Annotated in this window: 18 protein-coding genes; 17 read left to right on the top strand and 1 reads right to left on the bottom strand. The window is 33.8% G+C overall.

Annotated elements, in window-relative coordinates; genetic code table 11:
* Positions 1-33 precede the first annotated feature (33 nt).
* Positions 34-1332 (bottom strand): MFS transporter, encoded by a 1299-nt coding sequence (locus tag NYE63_RS22825; RefSeq protein WP_342602833.1) that lies wholly within the window; start codon positions 1330-1332, stop codon positions 34-36.
* A gap of 171 nt (positions 1333-1503) precedes the next feature.
* Between NYE63_RS22825 and NYE63_RS22820 the strand changes: the two genes are divergently transcribed.
* The 17 genes from NYE63_RS22820 (at position 1504) to NYE63_RS22740 (ending at position 21763) form a co-directional block, all read left to right on the top strand.
* Positions 1504-2016 (top strand): XRE family transcriptional regulator, encoded by a 513-nt coding sequence (locus NYE63_RS22820; protein ID WP_342602832.1) that lies wholly within the window; start codon positions 1504-1506, stop codon positions 2014-2016.
* Positions 2017-2272: 256 nt separating this feature from the next.
* Positions 2273-3022 (top strand): ATP-binding cassette domain-containing protein, encoded by a 750-nt coding sequence (locus NYE63_RS22815; RefSeq protein WP_342602831.1) that lies wholly within the window; start codon positions 2273-2275, stop codon positions 3020-3022.
* A complete protein-coding gene (locus NYE63_RS22810) occupies positions 3015-3677 on the top strand; it encodes a methionine ABC transporter permease (protein WP_342602830.1) in 663 nt (220 codons plus the stop codon). Before NYE63_RS22815 ends, NYE63_RS22810 begins: the two co-directional genes overlap by 8 nt.
* 18 nt (positions 3678-3695) lie before the next feature.
* Complete coding sequence (locus tag NYE63_RS22805; protein WP_342602829.1) at positions 3696-4523, top strand: MetQ/NlpA family ABC transporter substrate-binding protein; 828 nt, start codon at positions 3696-3698, stop codon at positions 4521-4523.
* Positions 4524-4855: 332 nt separating this feature from the next.
* Positions 4856-6700, top strand: a complete 1845-nt coding sequence (locus tag NYE63_RS22800; RefSeq protein ID WP_342602828.1) for a T7SS effector LXG polymorphic toxin — start codon at positions 4856-4858, stop codon at positions 6698-6700.
* Positions 6701-6757: 57 nt separating this feature from the next.
* Entirely contained in the window at positions 6758-7312 is a 555-nt protein-coding gene (locus NYE63_RS22795; RefSeq protein WP_342602827.1) for an SUKH-4 family immunity protein, read from the top strand.
* A gap of 541 nt (positions 7313-7853) precedes the next feature.
* Positions 7854-8303 carry an SMI1/KNR4 family protein gene (locus NYE63_RS22790; RefSeq protein WP_342602826.1) on the top strand — a complete coding sequence of 150 codons (450 nt, stop codon included), beginning with the start codon at positions 7854-7856 and terminating at the stop codon, positions 8301-8303.
* 294 nt (positions 8304-8597) lie between these two features.
* Positions 8598-9053 (top strand): SMI1/KNR4 family protein, encoded by a 456-nt coding sequence (locus NYE63_RS22785; protein ID WP_342602825.1) that lies wholly within the window; start codon positions 8598-8600, stop codon positions 9051-9053.
* Between the two features lie 704 nt (positions 9054-9757).
* On the top strand, positions 9758-11149 hold the full coding sequence (locus NYE63_RS22780) for an ABC-three component system protein (protein ID WP_342602824.1): 1392 nt from the start codon (positions 9758-9760) through the stop codon (positions 11147-11149).
* Positions 11146-11862, top strand: a complete 717-nt coding sequence (locus NYE63_RS22775) for an ABC-three component system middle component 1 (protein WP_342602823.1) — start codon at positions 11146-11148, stop codon at positions 11860-11862. Before NYE63_RS22780 ends, NYE63_RS22775 begins: the two co-directional genes overlap by 4 nt.
* On the top strand, positions 11855-14215 hold the full coding sequence (locus NYE63_RS22770; RefSeq protein WP_342602822.1) for an AAA family ATPase: 2361 nt from the start codon (positions 11855-11857) through the stop codon (positions 14213-14215). The genes NYE63_RS22775 and NYE63_RS22770 overlap by 8 nt, the downstream gene beginning before the upstream one ends.
* A gap of 93 nt (positions 14216-14308) precedes the next feature.
* A complete protein-coding gene (locus NYE63_RS22765) occupies positions 14309-14638 on the top strand; it encodes a hypothetical protein (RefSeq protein ID WP_342602821.1) in 330 nt (109 codons plus the stop codon).
* A gap of 1022 nt (positions 14639-15660) precedes the next feature.
* Entirely contained in the window at positions 15661-17574 is a 1914-nt protein-coding gene (locus NYE63_RS22760; protein ID WP_342602820.1) for an N-6 DNA methylase, read from the top strand.
* Positions 17575-17595: 21 nt separating this feature from the next.
* Positions 17596-17994, top strand: coding sequence for a hypothetical protein (locus tag NYE63_RS22755; RefSeq protein ID WP_342602819.1), 399 nt, complete (start codon positions 17596-17598; stop codon positions 17992-17994).
* A gap of 260 nt (positions 17995-18254) precedes the next feature.
* Positions 18255-18596: a hypothetical protein gene (locus NYE63_RS22750; RefSeq protein ID WP_342602818.1), complete on the top strand. Its 342-nt coding sequence runs from the start codon at positions 18255-18257 to the stop codon at positions 18594-18596.
* Between the two features lie 403 nt (positions 18597-18999).
* Positions 19000-20571 (top strand): class I SAM-dependent DNA methyltransferase, encoded by a 1572-nt coding sequence (locus NYE63_RS22745; protein WP_342602817.1) that lies wholly within the window; start codon positions 19000-19002, stop codon positions 20569-20571.
* The gene (locus tag NYE63_RS22740) at positions 20555-21763 is read left to right on the top strand and encodes a restriction endonuclease subunit S (RefSeq protein ID WP_342602816.1); all 1209 of its coding nucleotides are present in this window, start codon (positions 20555-20557) and stop codon (positions 21761-21763) included. The genes NYE63_RS22745 and NYE63_RS22740 overlap by 17 nt, the downstream gene beginning before the upstream one ends.
* The last annotated feature ends 2 nt before the right edge of the window (positions 21764-21765 follow it).

Raw genomic sequence — 21765 nt, 5'->3', positions numbered from 1 at the left:
CAATTGTCCTCCTTGAAGTAAGAGAACCATAGATTACATGGCTCTAGTATTATGCGTTTCGTCTAATTTCTGATTACTGCGATCCTTAACTGCCCAAATCGCTGCTAGTGACAGGAGAGATGCAAAAATAATATAAATGGCGACAGGAACATAGGAGTTATTAAATCTATTAAGTAAAGCCGTTGCGACTAGCGGCGCTGTTCCTCCTGCCAGAGCTGCTCCGATTTGATATCCAAGCGTGATGCCGGTATAGCGAATCTTTGCATCGAAAATTTCCGAGAACATCGTTCCAAGAACAGCTGTGATGGGTGCCCAAATAACCCCTAAACCTATCACTGTTGCAACGATTAATAGCAGTACCGATTTTTGCTGCAGCAACCAGAAGTATGGGAATGCAAACAGTGCCATCCCAATCGTTCCAACTATAAACAGCTTTTTGCGGCCTATTGTATCAGATAACTTCCCCATGAATGGTATTAAAATCGTTGTTATAATTGTTGCAGTCATGACTGCAGTTAATGTAGCTGTCCGTGAGAAACCGAGATTTGAAGTAGCATATGATACGACAAATGTGCTAAAAATATAAAATGGCGCTGTTTCTACCACTTTGGCTCCCACGGCGATAAGCACTTCACGCCAATAATTCTTAAGAGTTTCTACAATCGGCAGCTTTGGTACCTCTCCGGATTCCTTTACTTTTTTGAAAGACGGTGTTTCATCAATTCCTTTACGAATCCATAGGCCAAAAAATACAAGCAAAGCACTAAAAATGAATGGTAAACGCCATCCCCAAGTCATGAATGCGCTTTCAGGAAGCTGTGTCATAATAGATAAGGCAATGGTTCCAAGCAGCATTCCTATCGTAACACCCATCTGGGGAATAGCTCCGAACAAGCCCCGTTTTTCAGCGGGAGCATATTCAACGGCCAATAAAAGCGCGCCTCCCCATTCACCGCCAATTCCTAGACCTTGAACTAAGCGCAACGTAATTAATAAAATCGGCGCCCAAATACCAACTGCTTGATACGTAGGAAGAAGCCCCATCCCAAATGTTGCGACCCCCATTAAACTAAGTGTTAAAACAAGTGTTTTCTTTCTCCCAATACGATCACCAATATGGCTAAAGATCACTCCGCCAAAAGGGCGGATGAAGAATGCTAACGCAAAGGATGCATAGGAAAGCAACAGCCCTATTGTCGGATCCTCATTCACAAAGAACAACTGGTTAAACACGAGTGCTGCAACGGTGCCATATAAAAAATAGTCAAACCACTCAATTGAACTTCCGACTAAACTCGCGACTAAAATTCGCCGCATTTGTTTCTTCTCCATCTTGAGTCACCCCTTCATAATTGAAGTATCACTTCAATTATTATTTCTTTTATATTAAATAATTAAAAATTTTCTGTCAATATTTTTTGGTAAGTTATTAATGACGGAACATTCATCAAAACTTGTCATGTATAATGTAGCTAGATACTATGTAAAAAAGGGGGCATCTGTATGCCTTTCGATTCAATCGGGACAAAAATGAAATTATTGAGGAAAGAGCGAAAACTAACATTAAAGAGCCTGGCTGAACAAACAGGCGTTTCGATTAGCTTTTTATCACAAGTAGAACGGGGAAAATCAAGCGTCACATTAGAGTCATTAAAAAAAATCGCTGATACATTAGATGTCAATCCAAGTTTCTTTTTTTCTGAGGACCGCTCCCAAGAAAATTCTGATTATAATCATGAACAATTTCATTATCAGAATTTATCCAGCGGCATTCGTGATGCTGTTTTTTCGCCTATTCTTGTCACCTTAAAGCCAGGTGAAAATAAAGGAAGCGCTTTTTCTCATAGCGGACATGAATTTTTATTCATTATCGAAGGGAAGTTAACCGTGGAAATAGAGGGAGAAAGAATAGAACTCCATGAACAGCAGTCGTTCATGTTTGATGCTAGAAAAGCCCATTACTGGTTTAACTTCTCGGATCAAATTGTCCGGTTTTTGATGGTGTCGTCGAAATAACTTCACGGTGTTCTGGAATGAAAGTATCCAGTTAACGAAATAGTTGGTTGTTGTTGTAAATGAGGTCATATGTCGTACAAAAGGATAGATGTAAACAGGGATCCCTCACTGTTCATCTATCCTTTCTAACTGTTAATTTGTGTCTTTGCATTAGGTCCTCATTAGTTGATAAAATGATTTATCAGCTGTGTTTCTTTGATGAAACTATAATGTGGAGCGCTATGCTTATCTTTCAACAAATAGAAAGTGGGATTTTATGATTAACCTGCATCAAGTGAGTAAAAAATTTTCACAGTTTCAGGCCATTAAGTCTGTTACTTTAACAATACCTAAAGGTGAAATTCATGGAATAATCGGAGCAAGTGGAGCAGGGAAATCAACGTTGCTGCGGTTAATGAATTTGTTGGAGACCCCAGATGCGGGCGAAGTGGAGGTAAACGGCCAAAGATTGACAAAACTGAACAATAAAGCACTTCGAGGGGCACGGAAGTCGATTGGCATGATCTTTCAGCATTTTAATCTTGTGGCAAATAAAACGGTTTATGACAATGTGGCAGCCTCTTTAGAGCTGGCAAATTACCCAAAGAAAGAACGTCGGAACCGTGTTGTAGAGTGTCTTCAATTTGTCGGATTGGAGAAGGAGATGGAGAGATATCCTGCACAATTAAGCGGGGGACAAAAGCAACGTGTTGCCATTGCAAGGGCATTGGCAAATAACCCGCAAGTGTTGTTATGTGATGAACCGACTTCTTCCCTTGATCCAAATACAACGGCTGAAATATTAGACGTGCTAGAGAACATAAACAAACGCTTCGGTGTTACGATTGTCATTGTTAGTCATGAGCTGGATGTCATTAAAAGTATATGCAATCGTGTTACGATCATGGCAGATGGAGAGATTTATAACACTGTCTTAATCGAACCAACCGGGATTCAAAAAAGGGATAATCGTCCAGAATACTTTATCGAACAATTAGCAGAGAATGGTGGGCTAGGTCATGCCTGAGATTTTAGTTCAATATGAGGCAGAAATTTGGCAGTCAATTGGAGAAACCATTATTATGGTGGGTGTGTCCATTTTAGCTGCGATTTTGATTGGATTGCCTGTCGGGACCTTGCTATTTCTTTGTAGGAAGGGTCATTTGCTTGATAATCCGTGGGCTTTCTCGATTTTAAATTTACTTGTAAATATAATCCGTTCATTCCCATTTTTGTTATTGGTTGTTTTTTTAATCCCGTTTACAAGGTTCATAATCGGCACAGCCATTGGTACAGCATCTGCTTGCGTTCCATTAGCGATCATTGCCATTGCCCATTATTCGCGATTGGTCGAGCAATCTTTATTGGATGTACCAAAGGGTGTAATCGAGGCAGCCATTTCCATGGGGGCTTCTGTAAAGGATGTCATATTTAAATTTCTTTACGTGGAGGCTCGTTCAGGGCTTGTCCTCGGACTAACAACATCGATTATCAGCTTTATTTCCTATTCAACGATCATGGGAGTGGTCGGAGGCGGCGGTATCGGGGATTTTGCCATCAGGTATGGCTATCAGCAGTTTAAAACAGAGTTAATGATTTATATGATTATCATTATGATTATTCTAGTACAGCTTATCCAATTTATTGGAACAGCTGTAGCCAGAATGATTGATAAAAGATAAATAATGGAGGGAAACATCATGAAAAAAATACTCTTTCTCATGACAGCAATTATGTTGCTTTTAGTAGGATGTGGAAAGGCGAATGAAGTAAAAGAGAAAGAAAATGCACAGAATCAGGAGAAGGAAGAGGTAACATTGAAAGTGGCCTCACTCATTCCCCCAATGACTGAAATTCTTGAGCTTGTTAAACCAAAGCTGGCAGAGGAGGGCATTAACCTGGAAATGGTTGTATTAGGTGATAATGTTCAGCCTAACACCGCACTAGCGGCAGGAGAAGTGGATGTGAACTTCTTCCAACACGTTCCGTATATGGAGGAATTCAATCGAAACAAAAATGCCGAGCTTGTACCAGTGAAACCCATTTATTTTGCCAATTATGGTGTGTATTCCAAAGAATACGATTCAATCGATCAATTGCCAAAGGGTGCCGTTATTGCCATTGCAAATGATGTGTCGAATATCGATCGTTCATTGGCATTGCTAGCACAGCATAAAGTTATTACTTTAAAGGAAAAAAAGGGTCCATACTATACAATGTCTGATATTACGGAGAACCCTAAAAACTATAAGTTTAAAGAAGTGGATTTATTAATGCTAGCGAGAACGTATGATGAAGCAGATGCGATAGTGATAACACCTGCTTACGCTGCACCGCTTGGATTGACACCAAAAAATGACGCTCTTCTCACAGAAGGTGTTGAAAATGACTTTGCGATTACATTAGTAGCACGCAAGGATAACGTGGATTCTGAGCCAGTCCAAAAGTTGGCCAAGGCTATGACAAGCCCAGAGGTACGCAAATTTTTAGAAGAGAAATATAGTGAAACTGCCATACCGGCATTTTAATTTTGATACAAAGAAAGGGCTATTCCTGTTAATGGAATAGCCCTTTTTACGTATTAGTTTAAAATACTGTCCAGCTTGCCAATTTTTTGTGGCTCCTGGCCCATTTTTGTTCAATATTACAAAGCTTAAAGAAATATTCTATTAGCCTATCCTCTTTGTACTGAAAACTATTTCCTTCATTATTAATCCGTTTAGTAAAAAGTCCTTTCAATTCTTGAATAAATATAGAAACTCTTCTAAAATATATTTAGTCCATAATTTTACAGTGAATAAAAATATTACATATAAATGAAATCTAGTTATAAGAAAAGAAGTTGAAAGGACTTTCCATTATGTCTATGATTTACGAATCTCAAACACTAGTTTCTGCCATGCAAACGCGTGTCGGACAATATAAGGACTTGAAAGAACAGCTCACGGAATTAAAAAAAGGATTTGAGAGTATCGTTCATTTGGATGATGAGCTACAGGGTCGTGGCGCAGAGGCCATTAAAGGGTTTTACAAAGCACAGATTGATGTCGTGGATTCTTGGCTGGGCCTGATCAATCGGCACGTTGCCTTTTTAAGTGGAATTCAAGGAGATACAATCGAAGCTAACCTGAGTGAAGCTGTGGTCACGGTCCCTTTTTTAGAGGAAGAGCTGGAAAGCGCCAGTCGAAATTCCAAGGAAATGGTCACAGCCCAAAAAAATGATCTGAAAAAAATATTGGCTGGAATTGATGATATCATTCAGTTAGAACCTTTTTCCGATGATGTGTTCTTTGAGAATATGGAAAAAGCTGAAAGGAAACGGAACCAAACGATAGACAAAGTAAACGAGATCGATCATAAGTGGACGGCTGAATATGCCAAATCCGAAGCGGACCAAGCGGCAGTGGCGGCACTCATGGAGCAATTGAAAATATCCAGTACAAGGGGAGGAGAAGTATCCCCTCTCTATTTTAATGCAACAGCTTATAAAAATAGTGAAGCCTATAAAAACCTAGAAGTAAGGAAAAAAGAAACCGCGGAATACCTGAAGGTTAAGCAAGAGGAAGCAGAGAATCGTCGGATCAAAGACTTGAAGGCACAACTCGATCATGTAACAGATCCAGATGAGTTCCTCAAAATCGCCAAGCAGATCGGGTATGAAAACTTAGGGCTAACCCAGCAGCAATATGTTATGCAGCTAGAAGCGGCTAAGCAAACCGCAGACATTGCAAAAGGAATCGGCGTAGGCCTTTATGATGTAGGTAAAGACTTTGTGACAGGAGTTTGGGACTTTGTCACAGATCCTGAGGACACGGTTGAAGGTGTAGTAAATTCGATCCTTCACCCGATTCAAACCTATAAATATATTTCCAAGTCCATCTCGGATTCTTATGAAAAAGATATGGTAAATGGCGATGCCTATTCGCGGGCTCATTGGGTGTCCTATGCCCTCGGAACAGTCGTCACATCAGTAGTAGGAACAAAAGGAGCAGGTGCTGTAGCAAAGACTGGGGCAGCCACTACAAAAGCGGCTGCAGTTAAAGGTGCAACGAAGGCAAAAGAACTGGTCTCCATTCCTAACTTATTGCCATACAATCCAAAAAACCAACTGTCGTTGGCAGGTGGAGTACCTTATAATGTGGTTAATGGTACTGGGTTGAAGGATCAGTTAATTTCAATGGCGAGAGTGGAGTATGAAGTTAGTGGTAGGGGTATAGATAATGCTGTAGAAAATACAGTGAAAGTTAATTATAGTGATATTAGAGCTTACCGTGATATTGAAATTGAAAAAATACCAATAGAATACAGGGCTGACCATAGACTCGTCACCGAAATGAACTATAAGGGAAAGAAAAAAAGCGGAACTAACGCAGCAGGATGGGAAAGAAGTGCTTCGAAACACTTTAATGAATTACTAGATAATCATCCTGAATTTTTCAGCGAAGCAAATGTTGAAAGAATTGAGAATGGATTAGTCCCTGTAGTAGATGACGATTTTATTAAACATTTTCCTCAGTATAGAGATACTAAGGGTGATAAACTAATACATCACCATATCGGTGGCGGAGGTCAAGCAGCTGCGGTTCCACAATCATTGCATAAAGGCTTTGGAGGAATACACAATTTTGAGAAAGAACACAATATTAGGGGGAACGACCCGTTGACTGAAATTGGAGAAGTATTTACGTCAGAAAAGAAACCATAACATTATTACAAACAATCAACTGAAGGAAATTATTAATAAATAGTGGAGGTATAAAATATGATTTCGCCACAGGAGTTTTTGAACAAATGGAATAGTGACACCTATGGTTTGGTTAATTATGATGAATCTAATATTAATTCATTTTCCTTAACTAATGAAACCAAGAATTTTTTAATTAAAGCAGGGTTACCTGAGTCTGCTCCACCTTTTCTAACTTTCGAATCTTCAACCAACGGTGGGGGGATTAGACTAACTGAAAAAAATAATAGTTTAGGAAAAATGTATGATAGGTTTATATATTTAGGGTATACTGGTAGCGGAAATCCAGTATGTATTAATGAATCTAACTCTGAGGTCGTATATATTGATTATGATAATGAAAATAATAGTGTATTAATAAATTCTACAATAGCAAAGTTTGCAGAGTCTTTGCTTTTCTATGTAGAATTTATAAAAAAGTTAAAAGCTGTTAATGGAAGAAGAGCCTATCTTGAAAAAAATGCAACTAAAGAATTGTTAGACTGGATTTCCAAGAGCCTTCATCAAATTGACGCTGTTTCTTTAACTCAAGGTGGGTTCTGGGAAGAAGAACTTGTCAGCTTTAGTGAATAAAATATATAGGGTGAAATAGTATTACATTTAATATTATAGATACAGAAGAATATTTTCAGATGTACGAAAACCTTGATTGGCTAAACGCTATTCAAGGTTTTTTGTTTAATGGAAAAGTAAAGTTAATGGGAGAAATATAAGGTAAATGACCAAAAAGAAATAAATAATTTATGGAAAGGACAACATCGTTGACGATATCTAGAAATTCAAAACTCATGGTGGTTGTACCATCAAGGCATTATGTTTTAATACTTGGTTTGTGAGAAAGATACGATAAATAGGCAAGATGACATTTTACATGGTAAGGGTAGTTTATGACATTACATAGCTAACAAACTAACGAGAATGACAAAGCTCGTGGCGATAAACAAAGGGTGACGTGAAAGGGTAATCTCTTACTGTGTGGATTCTAAATTTTGGGTTGTATTTTTACTGGAGACGGTCGTATAATACTCGCTATCGTTTAAAAAGCGTTACAAAAATTAAAATTTATGTAACGGGAGGGTGAAAAGTTGAACGTTGTTGGCAGGGGGAGTACTGAATGAATAAAGAGGAATTAACCAATTTTATTAATGAACATAAGGAATCAGATGACTTTACAGGTGGAGTAGATGAAAGTCAAATCAGTGCTGTCCAAAATGAGCTAGGGGTGGAATTATCAGAAGGTTATAAGTGGTTTTTAAATACCTATGGTTCTGGTGGGTCATTTGGTGTTGATATTTTAGGAGTGGCTAAGTCAAATAGAGCTCCTGTTGTTGTTAACACGAAGAGTTATAGAGATTTAGGATTGGAAAAGGATTTAGTAGTTATTGAAAATGCTGGAGAATATGTTAATTGTTTATATACAAGCAAAATGAAGAATAATGAGTGCCCAGTAATAGCGTGGAATAGACAAGTTGGACTTGATAACTACAATACAGCAAAGAACTTTTATGAGTTTTTATCACAAAGGTTATTGGATGCAAAAGAAGCATGGGAAGAAGATTTTTAAAATAGATAACTAAAAGCAATTTATAAATGGGATTAACGAAAATCAAATACTCATGAAGGTCTTACCATTTAAGGATTAATAACGATATTTTGTAATAAAAATAAGCCCGATAATAAATTCTACGGACCTCGATTGATAAAGTCAGTCGAGGTTTTTTTATAACTATTATGAGTTTTAAAGTTGGCCGGAAGGAGGGAACGAAACAGTTTACATGGGATTGAAGCACTTAGGAATGTTGTTGATAATATTAAAATTGAAATGACTATTGATATTCAATATTAGAAGGTGAATTAGTTGAAGTATTCTGAGTTACAAGAATTTATTATGGAAAATCGTCAAGATGCTTATTTTACAGGTGGAGTAAGTGATGAAAAAGTTAAAGAAACTGAAATTAAACTACAAGTCCCACTTCCGGATAGCTACAAATGGTTTTTAAGAAACTATGGTTATGGTGGTATTTTTGGTGTGGAAATAATTGGTTATGGTTTAAATGGTCCAGCAGTAGTAGAGGCCACTAAAGATTATCAGAAGTATTATAAATTAATTGATGGGATAGTTGTTATAGAAAACGTTGATGAATTTGCCTATTGCCTTGATACTAATAAAATGAAGAATGGTGAATGCCCAGTTATTATGTGGGATAATCAAGAAGGCTATGGTCGAAAGGTAGCTGATAATTTCCTAGACTATTTAATCGAAAGTCTTGAAGAGGCAAAAGAAAACTGGGATGAAGATGAAGAAGATTGGTAAAAGCTGAAGGTAAAAGTTATTTATCTTGTTTTGTTAAAAGTTGAATTATGTTTATATCAGAAGAAATGGATAGAGCCTTTCGAAAAAGGGGCTATCCATTTTTTTATTCATTTAGATTTATGTACTACCATATCTTCTTAAGGCTGAAAGAATCGAACGAAACAGCTTATTAAAACAATTCAACAACTTCAGAAAGAAGTACTGGAAATGGCGGTCTATTAATCTAGAAAAGGTGAAAATTAATCATGAATAATGAACATTTAGAATTGACAAATGATTATACGGAAAAAGGAGGCAGATAACATTTTATAGGACGACATAAATGAAAATATGTTATCGGTTATTTTTTAGCTTAGTAAAATTAACTCAATTTTATGGTGCATAAAAGCTACTATGGTTAGCTTAGGATTCAATAGTTTTTTTGAATTTTACTATATTAACAAGGTTTTAATATAGTGTAAGTAAATTACCTGAGAGTAATTATATTATTGGTTACACTAGTTATTAGACTTTAATGAATTTATTTAAGTGAAAGTAACAATACAGTAATGGTGTGAAAATCTAGTACATAGGGAGTGTTTTTTTATATTCAAAAATATTATGACTATTAGTATTTGCCTATTTCTGATAATATTAAATTGGGTTAATTGGAAAATTTTAAAATTTTCATTGTTTTAATTGAAGCATTAATTGGGAGTGTATACATGGATAAATATCAAGATGGATTGGTAGTAGAAAAAAGGGACACACACAATGCTGCTTCTTCTTGGAGTGGTTATGATTATCAGGGAAAAGTTGCTATTTATTGGGTATTGTATCTCATTAATAAGATGGATTTAAATGACAATAACATTACTGATTTCTCCTTAGAAATCGAACATTTAGAAGACTTCACTATTAAATATACAGGAAACCCTCATTCGATTCATCAAGTAAAATCCTACCAAGATAAAACTACTATCAGCGCTTATAAAGAAGCAATTTTAGAATTAATGGGAAAATGTGCAAAATATGGGTCGATAACCTCTATGCATCTCCACACTTGCTGTTCTATTGATGTACCCAAAAAAGAGAATTTAAAAAAGTTGTTATTAGAAACCAATCCAAAAACGAAGATCGAGCAATTCAAGGAGTACAAAGATTTACTCTTTGAAAAGGGGAAATTTGAAGAAGTTTATTCAAAGTTATTTCTTAATAATCAAGAGGATGACTCCTACAAAAAAGTCATTGGTGTTTTAGAGATTGATGGTGAAATAAAAACACAAATAAAGAAGTTTTATGAAAAAAATAATGAATTTCTTGAAGTGAAATTTACTGATTCAGATGAGAATGTAAATTTTATTTTTCATAATTTTGTACATGATATCAATCAATTTGTAGCGTCTATGCATAAAAAATTGATAAAAAAGCCTGAAGTTCCTTTTTCGAACTTTCTTGATACGTTAAAATATGAATTTGTCTTCAAATTCTCCAAAAAAACGGCAACCAGTATGTTGAAATATGTTTTAGAGGAATATTTCGTACAATATTGTGAGAAAGAAGAACTAGTTCCACTCGAATGCATTAATTGGAACAAAAATTGGGCGACCATTTGTTCATTGAACGATGATGAATTTTTATTATTATGTAAAAAATTGTCTCCAACAATTAGTGTAAATATAGATACTATTATGCCTTCTGAATTTAGAGAAATTCTTATTAAACCAGGGGTGCATAAAACTTTAATACCAATGGTATTAGAAGCTGGAGATTTTGCCTTACAAGTTGAAGGTGTAAAAGATATGTTTGTCTTAAATAAAGTAGGCATTCATCATTTAATCACAACGATTGCCGAGGAATCAGGAAAAAATGCAGTAAAAATACAAGGGAAACATGTTTTTAAAGCGTTAAAGGATGATAATAATCTCACTTCAATACTTTTTGATATCCATAAGCTGATTACAAATGAGTTGGAAGGTCCCTTTGAAGGGACAATCGTGGATGTTGCACGGGCATATCAAGAATTTAGTCAAGAATTAGATATAAAAGAAACCATTACCTTACCAAAAAGAATGGAATTTATTACTGTAAATACTGCCAAAGGGGAATTCAAATGAGAAACATGATAAAACAAATTCTCGTGGAAAAAGATTTTATGATAGATGAAAGCAGTTTGGAAGACGAAATAAGCTTCCTTGCAGAACGTACACAACAAAATAAATTTGATTTCCTAACTGTGATGTTTTTAGGAGTAAATACTCCAAATAGAGAAGTAATTAAAGAGAAAGTCGAAAAGTACCTTATGAAAATTATTGAGACTAGACAAAACTTTGTTGGGATAGAAAAAAATCTGACTTTATTAATACTTTTAGAAGTAGAATCCTTAGAGGTCAATAAAGAAATAAGTTCTTTGATATACGATTTTGAGGAAGACCCATATGACTTTAAAAAATATGTGATGGTGTATACAAAAAAACAGGAGGCATTACTTGAATCTTTATTAGAAGCCTCAGCCTCAGAGGTGAATATTATAACCTTAGTCAATCAAATTTTAAACGATTCAACAAAATTTTCGAAATTCAAAAGTAAAGAAGAATCAGAGGATTCATTAATTTATGATCTGGTATCGAAATTATTTATTAAACTGCCATTTTTAAATATGGAAAATAATCAACAAACATTAACAAGCTTATATCAAGAAATTGTAGAAAGCTTTGAAGTCCAAGATAACAATTTGTGGGAATCATTTATGGAATTGATGGAAAAACCTGAAAGTGAACCAAGCATTGAGGAAATTCTGGATTGTATAGGAGTAGGTAAAATTGAATAGGTATATTATCAAAAAAATATATATCAAAAATTTCAAATCTATTGATGAAGCCATGATTGAATTAGAGGGAGACAATTTAAATGTATTGGATGGTCCAAATGGATTCGGAAAAACCACCATTTATGATGCCGTTCAATTAATATTAACTGGGAAAATTAGAAGAATTGAATCAAATAAAATTGTTACAACCAATCGAGGGTTTAGTGACCATCTATTTAGTAAGGACCAAACAAAACCAACCATAATAAAAGTGGAGTTTTTAAAAATAGATGAACCAGAAAAACGATTAGTTCTAGCTAGGGTACTAACACCAACTACTTTAACAAGTATGCAAAAACGACCACAAGATTTTTCTCATTTCCAACTGTACAAACTAATTAATATAGAGGAAGATCATTTTCAAGAGAGGTTAACTGATAAACAACTGAATGAACTTTTTGGATTAGAGGATATTGAGGAGAGATATAACCTTTATCATTACATTGAACAAGAGGAAAGTAGTTATCTATTCAAACAAAATGAAAAGGATCGGATGGGGGTAATTTCAAAGCTTTTTAATATAGAAGCTGAGATGAACCAAAAAATATTCTTAGAAAAGGCTAAAAATAAAATAATAAAGGCAAAAACAAAACTTGAGGGACAAATAAGGAAATTAGAAAGTGAATTTAAGCAGGAGAATCAATCCAGCATTGAAGTTCAACCTTATAAACCCTTAATTGATTTGGAAAATGTATTGAATATTCCTTGGGATCAGGAAAATATAAAACCTCTAGATCATAAACTAAAAGAGGAATACTTAGATGAAGTAGATGAGATAAAGAATCTGATTTTAAACTCAATAGATTTTCAAAAAGAATTAAAAAATGAAAAAATAAATGGGATTTCACAAAATGAGAATAAATTAAAAGCGTTTATTGTTCTTGGTTATTTTTACAAGCAATATGATGAATTAGAAAAACAATACCAAAACCAAATAAAGTTTGTACAAATTCTTGATATCTTAAAGAACAAAGAAATCATTCATAAAACAATAGATTTAGATTTTATTTTCGAAAGAATTGAATTGCCTTTCGAAAAAGAAAACATCAACCAAAGAATTAACTTGATAAAAACTTACAATGTTAACTCAAATGCAATTTCAAACATAGTTAATCAGATGAATTTAACACGTGGAAAGCTACTTAAAGATTATGAAAGATTTATTGAAAACAACCCAGAAAAACAAAGTGAATGTCCTTTTTGTGGCGATACTAAAAACAGTTATGAGGAATTAATAGATCAAATTAATCACAGAACGGAAGAATTAAAACAAAACTTTGATGCATCGGCTAAAACAGTAAATGATGAACTTGAAAAACTCTTTAATGAATATCTTAATCATATTGCTCAAAAGATAGAAGGGGAGTTAAGCCTTCAATCTTTGGATAAAGATTTTTTTGAACAGCTAAAGACATATAAAAATGTCATCACAGATATGATAAAAGCAACAGAATGGTTTCTAGAATTAGATATTAACATTGACTTATATATCAATAAAGACAAAAAATATATAGAGGATTTAGATCAAAAAGTTTTGGAGTTAAAATCGGATATTGAAAAGAAAAGGTCTAAAGTAAATGATTTTTGTAGAGAGCATATGAATTCTTTCAAAAGAATTTATCGAGACCGATTTAATCAAAATGATCAATTAATAGCGAAAATAAGCGAAACATCTATAGAAGAAAAAAAGAACTATATCGAAAATCAATATTTTTTACAATCAAGTTTGTCTTTCCAAAAGGTTCAACAACTCAAAATACAGCAAAGTAAAATAGAAGAATCAGTTCAATCTTTAGGACGAATTATAGCTGTATATAATAAAAAAATAAATAAGCATCGTGGGAAAATGATTAGTGATATCGAAATACCTTTTTACGTGTATAGTGGTAAAATTATCCAATATCATCAAAGGGGAATTGGTGTTTTTATCAAAGAAGATAAGGATACAAATCAATCGGGAGAAACTCAATTAAAGTCAATTAATTTTGTTCCTCCTCAAAAAACAGATCATGATATTGTACATTCATTTAGTTCTGGCCAACTTTCTTCAACCGTAATCGCATTTACATTAGCACTAAACAAAGTATATGGGAATAGGGGTATTATGACACTGCTTATAGATGATCCTATTCAAACAATGGATGAAATGAACATGGCATCTTTTGTGGAACTGTTAAGGAATGAATTTAATGATCGTCAACTAATTCTTTCAACACATGAAGACAATATTTCACTTTTCATTAGATATAAGTTTTTAAAGTACGGATTAAGCGTTGGGAAAATAAATGTGAAGCAAAAACTATATACAAGATAAAAATATGGAATCTACTAATAAATAATTGGTAGATTCCATATTTTTTTGTATTGGGTATTTTTTCTATTCCCATTTGCTTAAGAAGATTGAAAATTGGAAATATTAGTAATGAAAAAAGTGAGAGGAAATGGTTTTATGAATAAAATTTTAGATAAAGTTTATAAAAATCAAATAGTCGGAACTATTAATACTTATATTAGAATGATTAATGAATCGGACAAATTAAATGAAAATGGTCTAGGTATCATTGAAAACGAATGGTATTCCTATTTAGAGGAAGATGGAAAGACATTTGTAGCGGTATTAAAAATAAATTGTCAAGAGGAAAAGTTTCATTTTAAAGAAGGGGAGTGGAAAGAACTAAACGTAAATATGTTTGCGAATGAACAACTAAAAAAACTGCAAAGAAGATTTAAAAGTTGATTGCTCCGCAGATTATCAGAAATTATGCTTCCAACATGACGGGTTTCTCGATCAGTTCTTTTTCTTGTAGTGATGTTTCCATATTAGGTTCTGCTTGCATTTGAGATGAAACCGAAGGATAATTTTCTCGCTTTTCTATACATTACCATTGTTCATTTAGTTTGGCGATCCAGACGAAATGGAGTGTGGACTGTTTACAGCTGCACTCCGTTTTCCATTACTGGAGACACCATTTAAAGCCATTTGATCATGTAGCCCTATTACTATCCCTTTTCCTATTTGTCATTTTTCTTGTTGTGTCATTTCTTTTTCAATTGAGGAAGCGACTTCTTGCGTTCCAGTTTTCCCCGGAACCTTCCGAATCATTTGGACTATTTTTTCTTGATTTTGATCTTGTGCCTTTAAATCTGATGAATAACCACTTTCATCAAAAGGGATTGGATAAGCTATTGCAGACTTTCATTGATAATGGAGATTTTGTAACTATCCTGATTTATATATGAGAAGAAGAATTAAGCGAATCTCCCAGTGTGATATATTACCATTAAAGGAAATTTTCTAAGGTATACCTCCTGTTTAAATTGCTACAACTCAAACACAGGAGGGGTGAACCGGTTACGATTTAGCGCCCTGTTTTTGTATTCTTAAAATAACGAATTTATTTAAGTGAGTTTAAATTACATCGAATAAAATAAAGTAATTCAATTACTTTTTAAAATATTTATAAAAACATGTATACTTTTTCCGTTACATGCAATATACTATAGTTATAAAGAACAATGAAAGAGGGGGAAAATCAGCAGCTTTACTTGAAACTAATTAACATATTGGACTTTGAAATCATTCATCATCCGGCTCACAAAAAATACAACCCGAAGATGGCAGCTTTATTTGAAGGTAAAGCAAACATAAATATTTTAAGAAGGTTAATCCAAGAGCTCAATTTATAAAAGGTTGGTTAATTTTTTATTAATTAAATAAAAGTAATTAAATTACTTTATAAAGTACAGGGGGAATTAGAAATGAAAAACAATAATATTTTAAATGCTTTTTTGCAAGGGGCAGACAATTTCCGAAATGAGTTAGAGTCATCTGAATATATAGATTTACAATTCATTGCTCTTACTCATATGTACATTGAAAGTAATAAAAACCTAGCTAAAATGATCCCTAATGAACAATTATGGAGCCATATAACAGCTAGTGGATACGGACTAAAAAAAAGGCTTCAGGGCAGTTTATCATTATTAGAAATGAAATTTCCATTTTTGAATAATGTTTTCGAAAATATTAGGATTTCAAATGAAATTAATGAGGCTACATTGTTTCAGTTTACCAGCACAATTAATAAATTCCAAAAACCATCTCCAGATGAGTTTGGAAATCTTTTTGAAGAATTAATCAACAAATTTGTAGAACAACAAGGGAAAATTGCTGGGGAATTTGTTTCACCAAGCTCCATTTCAAAATTACTTCCGCAACTATTGGATGTTAAAAGTGGTGATGTATATGATGGTGCACCTGGAATTAATCAATTTTTAGTAGAGGCAAAACGCTATGCAGAGAAAAACGGAAGTAGTGTGAGCCTTTATGGGCAGGAACTCAATGGAAAAACATGGGCGATCGGGAAAATCCATCTATTCATTCTTGGGCTCATTGATTCCCAGGTTGCTAAAGGCAACACCTTGCTAGATCCTCTGCTTACAGAAGGTCATGCACTAAAAACGTTTGATTATATCATCATGAATCCACCTTTCGGACTCAGTAAATGGGGAAGAGATGAAGTGAAAAATGAGATGTGGGGACGTTTTATTTATGGTTTGCCTAGTGATGCTAACGCAGATATGGCCTTTATATCTCACACGGTGGCCTCACTTAAAGAAAATGGTAAAGCGGCGATCGTTGTGCCACATGGGATTCTCTTCAGAGGTGGAGCAGACGGGAAAATACGTAAGGAACTAATTCAAGCAGACTTAATTGAATCGGTTATCGGTTTACCTGCTAATTTGTTTATCAATACTTCTATCCCGGTGGTCGTTTTAGTCATAAATAAAAATAAACCGAAAGAAAGAAAAGGAAATGTCTTGTTTATTGATGCCAGTAAAGAATTCAAGAGTATGAGAAGACAAAATATTCTTGATGAGAAACATATTAAGCGAATAGTGGAAGCTTATCGATCCGAAAAAGAAGATACAGATATTCGTACGATGGTGACCGTGGAAGAAATAATGAAAACGGACGCCAATTTATCCATATCGAAATATTTTACGGTGAATGAAATAGAAGGGAAATTTGGTCCAGTAAAAGTGAATTTACAGACATTTGAAAACTCTCCTGTCCCTAAAAGGCCTTTATATGAAGTTGCTGAGACTTTCCGGGGGTATAATATCCCTTCTGTTGGAAAAATTGAAAATCCTGACGGAGTGTTTCGCGCTATTCAATTGGTGAATGTACAAGATGGAATTCTTATTACAAATCAATTGGAAAAAGTGAATATCAAAGATGCCTCGAAGGTGAAGAATTACCTTGTAAAAGAAGGAGATATTATCATTTCCAATAGAGGCGCTGCAATAAAAGTAGCTGTTGTACCTAAAGTAGATGGAAATATAATCCTTGGTCATAATTTTCATGGTATCCGTCCAAAAGAAGGCATGAATTCTCTGTATATCAAAGCCTATTTGGAAAGTCCAATCGGGCAAGGTTATATTCAATCTCTTCAACAAGGTACCATGGTTCAAGTGCTGGGGTTGAAAGAACTCAATAATTTATTGATTCCTCTACAATCATTCGGTATTCAAGATGATATTGGTAAGGAGATACAAAAAGCTGAAGAAGCGTATCAAAAAGCCATAAAAGAGGCAAATGAAAAGCGACAAGATGCATATAGAGATTTTTATAAAATAATGGGGATTAGAGAATCGTACCAGAACATATAGAAAACTAAAGGGGATGAGGAGATGACAATTGATAATACTAAAGATTTATATAATGAAAGTACAAAAAGAACATTCTTAGAAGAAATGCTTCAAAAAGGTGTACTCTCTGTAGAAACGACAAAAAGTTATGAAAGAATTTTCATTAAAACAGCTAGTCAAGAAGAGGTAACAGGAACAGATTTAAATCAATTCTCTTTGGAAGAACTTGAAAAGATTTTCTATAATTTCAATACTAATAACCGTAATACGATTGAAAGTTACGGAAGAATCATTTCTAGTTACCTTAATTGGAGTGTTAATATAGGTAAGGCAAAAATTAATCCTCTGGCAGAATTGAAACCATCGGACTTCGAGAAATATTTAATTAATCAAGAAACATATATTACTAACAGCCACACGAATATGAAAACCAATGTATAAATTACCAAGACTCTGTAATACTTCATTTACTATTTATAGGTGTTGGGGGTAAACAATTATCTGAAATTCGTAATTTAAATAAGAAGGACATAGATTGGGAAAATGGGCGCTTACGGTTAGTGAATAGTTTAAAGGAAGATATTTATGGTAACCCATTAAAGTTTACGGAACGATAAATAAATGTCAGTGAGCAAACATTAAAACTCATCGATGGTGCAATTAATTGTCATACGTATGAAAAAAGTAAAGGTACTATGATAATGAGGGACAATATTCGACCATATACAGATTTAGTTGAAAATGATTATGTGGTAAGGGCCTCTATAACTAAAGCTTCAGAAAATTGGAGTAAATCTGTTGATAAATATGTTATTTATATAAGAATCGATACAATTTCAAAAAGTATAGGGATTGACTTGAAAGCTAAGTTTATACAACGGAGTGGAATGATTTATCAAGCTAAGAATCTTATCAAGGAAGATGAACTTTCACTAAATGACTTAAAAATAGTGGCAGACCGTTTCTATATAACCTCCTATTATAATTTGAAAGGTTATGTAACTTTACAGAACATACGTCAGACTTATTTAGATGCTGTATAGGCGTATATCCTAGAAGTATATTTTAGGAGGAGGCTTAAAGGCTTATTGCTTGGATAGTTTTATTATCCCTGAGCCTCTTTCTATAAGTATTATTACTATAATTCATTGTGAATTTATTAGGATTATTAATTTTAAAAATTACTTCTTACTTTATATAACCATTTTATTTATATTGGACTTATAATAGGAAAATAGACATAATGAAAAAATTTAATAGTTATATTCTAGAACTCTTAAAAAAACCTTAAGGTTTCCAGATTAATGAACTCAGTCTTCGGTAAAAAAACTAGGGCGATAATTATACAAACTAATTGAATTTATAGAATAAAAATATTTGCCCGGCTACCAAGAGATTGTTGAACGTTCGAGACAATCGTAACAATAGAATAGAGGAGATAATATAATGGCTAAAAAGAAACAAACAAAACAAATCAGTATTGAAGAAACGCTATGGGACTCTGCTAATAAGCTTCGTGGATCAGTTGAAGCATCAGAGTATAAGCACGTTGTATTGGGGCTTATATTTTTAAAGTTTGCCAGTGATAAATTCGAAGAGCGAAAAGCAGAATTAATTTCTGAAGATAAAAAAAAATACCTAGAAATGGTTGAATTCTACACCATGAAAAATGTGTTTTACCTGCCTGAAATTTCTCGATGGAGCTATTTGGTTGAAAATGCAAAGCAAGAAGATATTGCTTTAAAAATTGACACGGCGCTTTTTACTGTAGAAAAAAACAATCCCTCTCTTAAAGGTGCCTTACCAGATAACTATTATTCTCGATTAGGTTTTGATGTAAGTAAATTATCTTCCTTAATCGATACTATTAATAACATAGATACGATTAAAGACAAACAGCAAGACATTGTTGGTCGAGTCTATGAATATTTCCTTAGCAAGTTCGCATTAGCAGAAGGAAAAGGTAAGGGCGAGTTCTATACCCCTAAAAGCATTGTAAACCTGATTACAGAAATGATTGAACCCTATAAAGGGAAAATTTATGATCCTGCTTGTGGATCGGGTGGGATGTTTGTTCAATCTGTTAAGTTTATTGAAGCACACCACGGAAATACAAAAGATATTTCAATTTATGGACAAGAATACACAACCACTACTTACAAGCTGGCTAAGATGAACCTAGCTATAAGAGGGATATCTGCCAACCTTGGCGATATGGCTGAGAATACTTTTTCAAAAGACCAGCACAAGGATTTGAAGGCCGACTTCATCATGGCAAACCCTCCGTTTAACCAAAAACAATGGAGAGCACAAAATGAATTGACAGATGATCCTCGATGGGCAGGTTATGATGTACCACCTGTAGGTAATGCCAATTATGCTTGGATTTTAAACATTGTATCTAAGCTATCTGAAAATGGAGTGGCTGGATTTTTATTAGCGAACGGTGCATTAAGCGGCGGTGGAGATGAATATAAAATACGCAGAAAGCTTATTGAAAATGACTTAGTAGAAGCAATTATTATATTACCACAAAATATGTTTTACACAACTAATATAAGTGTCACCCTTTGGATTCTTAATAAAAACAAAAAAGCCCGCACGATTGATCAAAATGGAAAGTTAAAAAAGTATCGCAACCGCGTAAATAAAATACTTTTTATGGATTTAAGAGAAATGGGTATTCCATTTGAGAAAAAATATATTCAGTTTTCCGAAGATGAAATTGCAAAGATTAGTAGCACATACCATAACTGGCAACAAAGCGATTATGAAAATAAATATCAAAATACCCCGGAGTTTTGTTATAGTGCAAAATTTGAAGAAGTTGCTAAAAAAGATTTCTCATTAGTACCAAGCAAATACATTGAATTTATTAACCGTGATGAGAATATTGCCTTTGTTGAAAAAATGTCATCTTTGCAATCGGAGTTTGCTGATTTATTGAAAGATGAAGAGCTTTCAAAAAAAGATTTACTAGCTGTATTTAAGGAGTTAGGTTATGAAATCAAATTATAAACGAATTGGGGATTATATTAAACAAATTAATGTACGAAATAATGAACTCAAAGTAGATAATTTGTTGGGGATAAATATTGATAAGTTTTTTATGCCTTCAGTAGCCAATACCATTGGTACAGACATGACTAAGTACAAAATTGTAAGGAACGGACAATTTGCTTGCAATAGAATGCACGTAGGCAGAGATAAACGGTTACCTGTAGCTCTATCGAAACAGGCTGAAGATATAATTGTATCACCTGCATATGACGTTTTTGAAATTATAGATAAAGAAGTTATTGATTCAAAATACTTGATGATGTGGTTTTCTCGTGCAGAATTTGATAGAAATGCTTGGTTTTATACAGATGCGGATGTCCGAGGAGGCTTAAAATGGGAAGATTTCTGCAATATGAATCTTCCTGTTCCTTCTATTGCGAAGCAAAAGGAAATTGTTAAAGAATATAATATCTTAACTGATAGAATAAATTTAAACAATCGTCTAATTCAAAGGTTAGAGGAAGCCGCTAGAGCTATTTACAAACAATGGTTTGTTGATTTTGAATTTCCTGATGAAAAAAATGGCACACCTTATAAATCGAGAAGTGGGGAGATGGAATTTCATGAGGAAACAGGAGTGGAAACTCCAAAAGGATGGAGCCATAAATCTATAGGTGGTTATGTGAGTTTAAGTCAAGGACTAGTAATAAATAAAAAAACTAATCATTTGATAAAAGATAAAGGTATTCCATTATTAAGGATAAAAGATTTAATTAATGATACGCAGGAAATTTTTATTGACGAATCAGTTCCTAAAAAAAATATTGCAAGAGAAGATGACATAATAATTACGAGAACTGGACAAGTTGGTTTAGTTTTTAGAAATAAAAAAGGAGTTATTCATAATAATTGTTTTAAGGTAACTCCGGACCCTTCATTACTTAATAAAGATTACTTGTTCTGGTTCTTGAAAAAAGAAAGTACGCATAGTGAGATGATTGAACTTGCGTCTGGTTCTGCACAACTTGATTTAACTCACAGTTCTTTTTCAAAGTTACTTATAACAATTCCACCTCTTCATATTCAAAATTTATTTTCCAAAGTGGTAGCTCCCTTAGAGCGTCATAAAGAACTAATCTTTAATCAAAATAGAAAATTAATTGAGTTCCAATTTATTTTATTATCTAAACTCGCAACGGTGGAGGATTAGCA

Source organism: Peribacillus sp. FSL E2-0159, assembly GCF_038643155.1.
In the GTDB taxonomy this organism is placed as follows: domain Bacteria; phylum Bacillota; class Bacilli; order Bacillales; family DSM-1321; genus Peribacillus; species Peribacillus simplex.
Note: the sequence above shows the minus strand (reverse complement) of the source record. Positions and strands in the feature narration are given on the sequence as shown.

Coding starts and splice junctions, on each gene's coding strand:
- NYE63_RS22825 (WP_342602833.1), bottom strand. CDS start 1,332: ATGGAGAAGAAACAAATGCGGCGAATTTTAGTCGCGAGTTTAGTCGGA.
- NYE63_RS22805 (WP_342602829.1), top strand. CDS start 3,696: ATGAAAAAAATACTCTTTCTCATGACAGCAATTATGTTGCTTTTAGTA.
- NYE63_RS22780 (WP_342602824.1), top strand. CDS start 9,758: ATGGATAAATATCAAGATGGATTGGTAGTAGAAAAAAGGGACACACAC.
- NYE63_RS22790 (WP_342602826.1), top strand. CDS start 7,854: ATGAATAAAGAGGAATTAACCAATTTTATTAATGAACATAAGGAATCA.
- NYE63_RS22775 (WP_342602823.1), top strand. CDS start 11,146: ATGAGAAACATGATAAAACAAATTCTCGTGGAAAAAGATTTTATGATA.
- NYE63_RS22750 (WP_342602818.1), top strand. CDS start 18,255: ATGAGGGACAATATTCGACCATATACAGATTTAGTTGAAAATGATTAT.
- NYE63_RS22795 (WP_342602827.1), top strand. CDS start 6,758: ATGATTTCGCCACAGGAGTTTTTGAACAAATGGAATAGTGACACCTAT.
- NYE63_RS22745 (WP_342602817.1), top strand. CDS start 19,000: ATGGCTAAAAAGAAACAAACAAAACAAATCAGTATTGAAGAAACGCTA.
- NYE63_RS22760 (WP_342602820.1), top strand. CDS start 15,661: ATGAAAAACAATAATATTTTAAATGCTTTTTTGCAAGGGGCAGACAAT.
- NYE63_RS22800 (WP_342602828.1), top strand. CDS start 4,856: ATGTCTATGATTTACGAATCTCAAACACTAGTTTCTGCCATGCAAACG.
- NYE63_RS22755 (WP_342602819.1), top strand. CDS start 17,596: ATGACAATTGATAATACTAAAGATTTATATAATGAAAGTACAAAAAGA.
- NYE63_RS22740 (WP_342602816.1), top strand. CDS start 20,555: ATGAAATCAAATTATAAACGAATTGGGGATTATATTAAACAAATTAAT.
- NYE63_RS22820 (WP_342602832.1), top strand. CDS start 1,504: ATGCCTTTCGATTCAATCGGGACAAAAATGAAATTATTGAGGAAAGAG.
- NYE63_RS22815 (WP_342602831.1), top strand. CDS start 2,273: ATGATTAACCTGCATCAAGTGAGTAAAAAATTTTCACAGTTTCAGGCC.
- NYE63_RS22810 (WP_342602830.1), top strand. CDS start 3,015: ATGCCTGAGATTTTAGTTCAATATGAGGCAGAAATTTGGCAGTCAATT.